The organism is Rothia sp. HMSC068F09, assembly GCF_001812775.1.
Taxonomy (GTDB): domain Bacteria; phylum Actinomycetota; class Actinomycetes; order Actinomycetales; family Micrococcaceae; genus Rothia; species Rothia mucilaginosa_A.
In genome coordinates this window covers 180,424-186,628 of the sequence record NZ_KV810426.1, presented here as the reverse complement: position 1 = coordinate 186,628, position 6,205 = coordinate 180,424, and the positions used below count along the sequence as shown (strand labels likewise).

The following is a 6,205-nucleotide window of genomic DNA, read 5'->3' as shown; positions in this document are numbered from 1 at the left end:
GTGGGGTCCGCACTCTCAGAAGGTGCCGGAGTGGCTTCCTTGGTCGGCGCAGCACTCTCGGACGGGGTCGGCTGGGCATCAGAACTAGCGCGAGGGGATGCCTCAGCATCGGCCGTCGCGGAGGAAGTAGCTTCGGTGGTAGGCCACGCACTCACCGTAGCTAGGGTAGGAACTGCCGTCTGCGAATGTTCGTCAACGGCGGGGTCTAGGGTTTGGTCTGCAGCGTTTTCGGGGTGCACCGGTACCTGGGCGGCATCCTGTATATCCTGCGCAAACGAGGCTACAAAGGGGCTTCCGGAAGCAACCAGTGCTGTCGCCAGACTCGCAGAGACCACCTTACGGTTTCGTTTTCCCAAAAGGTTGTCCTTGACTTTCTGATATTTCGTGAGTGAATAGGTATCCCATCAGCGAGCGACGGAACACCATCAGTTATTCTACCGAATTAGCGGATTCTTTCCCGTCTATCTTATCGCTTTTGGGTATGCTTTCGGGGCTTGTCAGGAATTTTTACGACCGCCTATTCGGGTTTATTACCCTTTGCGGGCATTACATTCACTTGTGCGAAAATTTGCATTGCCCCTAATCGGTATGCACTTTTACTCAATAAATCGCAAAGACATCCTAAAAGTATAACCGTCAAGTGATTTTTCACACTAGAGAAATTAGAATGTCTCTCATATATTCTAGAGAATCCCCCTACGGCTCGGCCGGTGGGGGGCAATGGCTCCGAGAGAGCGCACACAAGCCGGGGCACCGTACGGAAGACAGAATACGGCGCCCCGGCTAATGCAGAAACTAGCGCAGGCCCAGGGGGCGTTCCATCGCCAGGGTCAGCAGCTCGCTAATCAGGTCGGTGTAGGAAATACCGGTGTTCTCCCACATGGTCTTGTACATCGAAATCGGGGTGAAGCCGGGCATGGTGTTCACCTCGTTGATGACCAGGCGGCCGTCCTCGGTGTAGAAGAAGTCCGCACGAGACAGGCCCTCGCCGTCCAGTGCCAGGAATGCCTTCACAGCCAGCTCGCGCAGGCGCTCCTGCACATCCTGCGGCAGGTTCGCCGGGCACACGGTCACAGCGGAAGACTCAGAAACGTACTTCGCCTCGAAATCGTAGAAACCGTGATCCTGATCCACAACCTCAATTTCGCCGGGGTAGGATGCGCGCGGCATCTCGCCGTGGTGACCGTCCAGCACGGCGCACTCGATTTCGCGGCCCACGATGCCGGCCTCGATGATGATCTTCGGGTCGTGGCGGCGTGCCTCTTCAATCGCGGGCACGAGCTCCTCCACCGAATCCACCTTGGTAATGCCGAAGGAGGAACCGGCGCGGGTCGGCTTGACGAACAGGGGGAAGCCCAACTTCAGCACGCGCTCCAGAATCTGCTCACGATCCTCGTGCTCCCACTGGCGGTTGGTGACGACCTCGTAGGGGCCGACCTCCAGGCCGGCGGACTCGAAGGCAACCTTCATGAAGTGCTTATCCATGCCCACGGCCGAGGCGGTCACGCCGCAACCCACGTAGTGCAGGTCGGCCATTTCCAGCAGACCCTGCACGGTGCCGTCCTCGCCAAAGGGGCCGTGCAGCAGCGGGAAGACGACGTCCACCGGCGCGGTGCGGGTCACGTTACCGTCCTCGTCAATCAGGGCCAGACGGGAATCGCCTGCACCCATCGGCAGGAACACCTGCTGGGTGCCCGCAGGGAACTCCGCGGTACCGCGGGTGCCAGCGGTCAGCTCGGCGAGCTGCTGCTCGTCGGTCAGGTACCAGCGGCCGTCACGGGTGATGCCGATAGTGATGACGTCGTAGGCGGTGCGGTCAATAGCGCCCAGCACGCCGGCGGCGGTGATGAGCGAAATGGGGTGCTCAGAGGAGCGGCCACCGCACAGCAGGGCGACGGTCTTCTTCTCGGTCATGTGTTTCTCCTAGTCGGTGTTCCCCTTACCGCGGGCGGAAGGGCAGAACGGTGAGCGTCGGTTGGAACGTCACGGGTTTGAGCATCAAACGCGCGAATACCGCCGCGACTCACCCGGCCATCGTACGTTCGGGGTTCGCAACGGTATCCGTCGTTGGATGCAAATCTTTTTCTAGTATGTCCGCGCGGAGGGCCCGCGCGCAAGGGGCCAACGGCCAGGCCAGCCTCGGGGCCCGGATCGCAACGCGACCCGCACCTCTGTCGGCCCCTAGTGCCCCTCGTGCTTGAGGCGGCGGCCCAGCAGCTTCGGGGCGAGGTCCTCGATGCTGATACGGCCCGAAAGCACCGCCACCACGGCCTCCACGATGGGCATTTCCACGCCGTGGCGGCGAGCCAGCTCGGCCACCACGGGAGCCGACTTAATCGACTCGGCCGTCTGGCTCATGTGCTCGTGCAGGCGGTCGGGCGCAATACCCTCGGCCAGCAGGCGGCCGGCCGTGTGGTTACGGGACAGCGGCGAGGAGCAGGTGGCGATCAGGTCGCCCATGCCGGCCAGTCCGCTCATGGTCGAGGCCTCGCCACCCAGCGCCACCGCCAGGCGGGTAATCTCCGCCAGGCCGCGCGTCATGATGGAGGCCTTCGAATTATCGCCGTAGTTGCGACCCTCGCAGATACCCACGCAGAGGGCAATCACGTTCTTGACCAGGCCGCCGATTTCGGTGCCGACCACGTCCGTGTTGGTGTAGGGGCGGAAGTAGCCGCAGGCAATGGCGCGGGCCACGGCCTCGGCCACGGGCAGGGTGCGGGCCGCCACGACGGATGCCGTGGGCTCCTCCCCCATAATCTCGGTCGCCAGGTTCGGTCCCGAGAGAACGCACACGCGGTGCGGAATGTGGCCGATCGCGCGCACATCCGCGCCGCGCATCGCGAGGGCTTCCTCCAGCTCCTCGGTAATGACCTGCGACATGCGCAGGCCCGTGCCGGTTTCCAGGCCCTTGGCAAGGGAGACCAGCAGCGCATCCGATTCGATGAAGCGGGCGTAGTTCTGCAGCTGCGAGCGCAAAACCTGTGCCGGCAGGGCCAGGACCACCAGGTCTGCCCCGGTCAGCGCCGAGGGCGCGTCCGCGGTGAAGTGCAGGTTGTCGGGGAGCTTAATGCCCGGGAAGTAGCGGGAGTTCTCTCGGGTGCGTTCGCACTCGGCCATGGCCTGCTCGTCGCGACCGATGAGGGTCACGCGGGTGTCGTCGCCGCGCTCGCGAGCGGCGTCCGCCGCGATCTTGGCGAAGGCTGTGCCCCAGCTACCCGCGCCGAGAATCGCAATGGATTCCACGGTGGGTGAGAGGGTGAACTCGGGGCTCGGTGCCGGGGTTCGTCCAAAGAAGCTCATGGGAATCTGTCTCTCTCGCGCTTCCCCGCTGATGCGGGGTGCGGGCATTGGTGTGGCTGGTAAGGGGAGGGTGCGAGCCGGGATCGCGCGGGCGGCCGGGGCGAAGGTCTACTTCGCGTCCGGTTCGCCGAGGGCGCCGCCGACCGGACCCGAGGGGGTGCCGGGGGCTTCGCGGCGCTTGGTGCGCGGGTTCCAGCGTCCCTCGGGGGCCCTCTCTCCGCGGATTTCCTCAAGTTCGGCGGTGATGGCGTCCAGCATCGCGTCGGTGACCACGCCCAGCTCGGTGCGGGTGTGCTTCGCCTCCGGGCTTGGGTCGGCCACGAGGGAAGCGATGTCGAGGGCCGGTCCGACCTTTACTCGCACGGTCTTGCGGGGGAAGAGCGAAATCTTGCGCTTTTCCTTCACACGGCCGTCCTCGCCGGGCTCATCCACGTAACCGAGAATCTGCTCGTCACCCCAGTGCGCCACCGGGTAGACGGGCGCGCCGGTGGACAGGGCCAGACGAGCCGCGCCGGTGCGGGCCTGCATGGGCCACAGCTGCGGGTCGTGGGTGGTGGTGCCCTCGGGGAAAATCACGACGGCGCCGCCGGCCTCCACGACCTTGCGAGCGGTAATCAGTGACTTGCGGGCATCCACCGAGCCGCGCACCACGGGGATGTGCGCGAGCTTGCGCATGATGTAGCCGAGCACGGGAGCACGGAAGAGCGAGTCCTTCGCCAAGAAGCGCGGCAGGGCTCCGTCGACGAACGCGGGGAAAGCCACGGTGACCGGGTCGAGCTCGGTCGTGTGGTTGGCAACGATGATGTACCCGCCATTCTTCGGCAGGTTCTCGCGGCCGGTAATTTCGACGCGCGCGATGAGCTTGTACACCCCGCGCGCTGCGTTACCGAGCACCTTGTAGAGCGCATCGCCGTAGGCGGTGGGTTCAATTTCCGGCAGTGCCTTCTTTCCCTGCTGCCCGCTCATTAGCCCTGAACCTCAACTTCCTCGGGCTCCACCACGACGATGGCGGCGTCCGGCTTGGGGGCCTTGGAAGCCTTGCGCTTAAGCACCTCAAAGTTTGCGCCCAGGTTCTTGAGCTTCTGCTCAAAGTTCTCGTAGCCGCGGGCAATCAGCTCAACACCGCTCACGTGGGAGGTACCCTTGGCGGTCAGCGCCGCGATGATGTGGGAGAAGCCGCCGCGCAGGTCGGGAACCTCGATGTCGGCACCGGTCAGCGGGGTGGGGCCGGAGATGATGGCGGAGTGGCCGTAGCCCTTACCCTCGAAGCGGCAGGGTGCGCCGCCCACGCAATCGCGCATCACCACAATGTCGGCGCCCATCTGCTTGAGGGCGTTGGTAAAGCCGAAGCGCTCCTCGTACACGGTCTCGTGCACGATGGAGGCACCCTTGGCCTGGGTCAGCGCCACGACGAGCGGCTGCTGCCAGTCGGTCATGAAGCCGGGGTGCACGTTGGTTTCAAAGACGATGGGCTTGAGCTCTGCGCCGGGGGTACGGCGGGCGGGGTGGGTGAAGCGGATGCCCTCGTTGGTCACCTCGTACAGGCCGCCCATCTTGCGGAACTGGTTCAGGAACGCGGTCATGTCCTTCTGAGCCGCGCCGCGCACGAAGATGTCGCCGCCGGTGGCCAGGGCCGCGGAGGCCCAGGAAGCGGACTCGTTGCGGTCGGGCAGGGAGGTGTGGTCGTAGCCGGTCAGCTCGTCCACGCCCTCGATGACGATGGTGCGGTCCTCGTTGATGAAGATGATGGCGCCCATCTTCTGCAGCACGGCGATGAGGTCAATAATCTCGGGCTCAATCGCGGCGTTGCGCAGAACGGTCTTGCCCTTGGCGCGCACGCCGGTGAGCAGAACCTGCTCGGTAGCGCCCACGGAGGGGTAGTTCAGCACGATCTCGGCGCCCTTCAGGCCCTCTTCGGGCACGATCAGGGTGGTGCCGGTCTCGTCGTCCTTCTCGACGACGGCGCCGAACTTACGCAGCGCGGCCATGTGGTAGTCGATGGGGCGGTCACCGATCTTGCAGCCGCCCAGGTTGGGGATGCGCGCGGTGCCCAGGGTATGCAGCAGCGGGCCCACCATCAGAATCGGAATACGCGAGTTACCACCGAAGAGCTGAATCTCCTCCGCGTTCTTGGCCGCGGTGGTCGCGTCCTGGGCGGGGTTGAGGGTGAGAACACCGGACTCGGGATCGTAGTCAACCTTCGCACCGTGCAGTTCGACCAGGGTGGTAACGATCTCCACGTCGCTCAGGTCGGGGACGTTGCGCAGGGTCGAGGGGGTCGAACCGTGTAGTGCTGCGACCATCGCCTTGGGCACCAGGTTCTTGGCGCCGCGTACGTGAACCTCACCGACGAGCGGGGTGCCACCTTCGATGCGAAGCTTGCTGATGTTCTCAGTCATTAAAAATCCTTTGGAGCGTCGGTCGGTGCGACCCGAACCGGAAAACCGTGTGTAACTGCGCCAGCGTTGTGTACGTGCCGTGCCTTCGAGCGCGAAGGTGAAACGGGCGCATATATTCATCATTATTCTAAGCCCCAGTGTAAAGGTGCTCCAAACAAGGAAGGACGTTCCCCCGTAGTGGGCCCACTATGCGGAGGGTGCACCTCTAGTACGCGACGCTACGCTAACCTCGCTCCCCCGCCCCGCCAGACAGATTGTGGTGCTTGGCGGCGCGGATACCACCTCGCGGGTTTGACGCTTGACGTTTCTGAGGCGCATGGATGCGGTCAAGGCCTCGCCCCGAAAAATACTTGAGAAACGCGTAAAAAAATAATTTAACATACCTGAAAATTCATTACACCGCAAATAAATACGGGATTGGGGCTAAATATATCGTCGAAAACCCTGAGCGTAACCCAGAACTTGAACCTTACTCGCGTTTCGCCCCTACAATAACGTGCGCAGCT

4 protein-coding genes and 1 pseudogene are annotated in these 6,205 nt (G+C 63.5%); all 5 read right to left on the bottom strand.

Translation table 11 applies throughout. The features are described 5' to 3' along the window. Positions 1 to 356: pseudogene (locus HMPREF2874_RS09385) on the bottom strand (hypothetical protein); the annotation flags it as partial. A 439-nt stretch (positions 357 to 795) separates the two neighbouring features. Beyond that, on the bottom strand, positions 796 to 1,914 hold the full coding sequence (locus tag HMPREF2874_RS05710) for a D-alanine--D-alanine ligase family protein (RefSeq protein ID WP_070649306.1): 1,119 nt from the start codon (positions 1,912 to 1,914) through the stop codon (positions 796 to 798). A 267-nt stretch (positions 1,915 to 2,181) separates the two neighbouring features. Beyond that, the gene (locus HMPREF2874_RS05705) at positions 2,182 to 3,300 is read right to left on the bottom strand and encodes an NAD(P)H-dependent glycerol-3-phosphate dehydrogenase (protein ID WP_070649304.1); all 1,119 of its coding nucleotides are present in this window, start codon (positions 3,298 to 3,300) and stop codon (positions 2,182 to 2,184) included. A gap of 108 nt (positions 3,301 to 3,408) precedes the next feature. Beyond that, positions 3,409 to 4,266 carry a lysophospholipid acyltransferase family protein gene (locus HMPREF2874_RS05700; RefSeq protein WP_070649302.1) on the bottom strand — a complete coding sequence of 286 codons (858 nt, stop codon included), beginning with the start codon at positions 4,264 to 4,266 and terminating at the stop codon, positions 3,409 to 3,411. Then, entirely contained in the window at positions 4,266 to 5,699 is a 1,434-nt protein-coding gene (gene murA, locus HMPREF2874_RS05695) for a UDP-N-acetylglucosamine 1-carboxyvinyltransferase (RefSeq protein ID WP_049333152.1), read from the bottom strand. The genes HMPREF2874_RS05700 and murA overlap by 1 nt, the downstream gene beginning before the upstream one ends. Between the last annotated feature and the right edge of the window lie 506 nt (positions 5,700 to 6,205).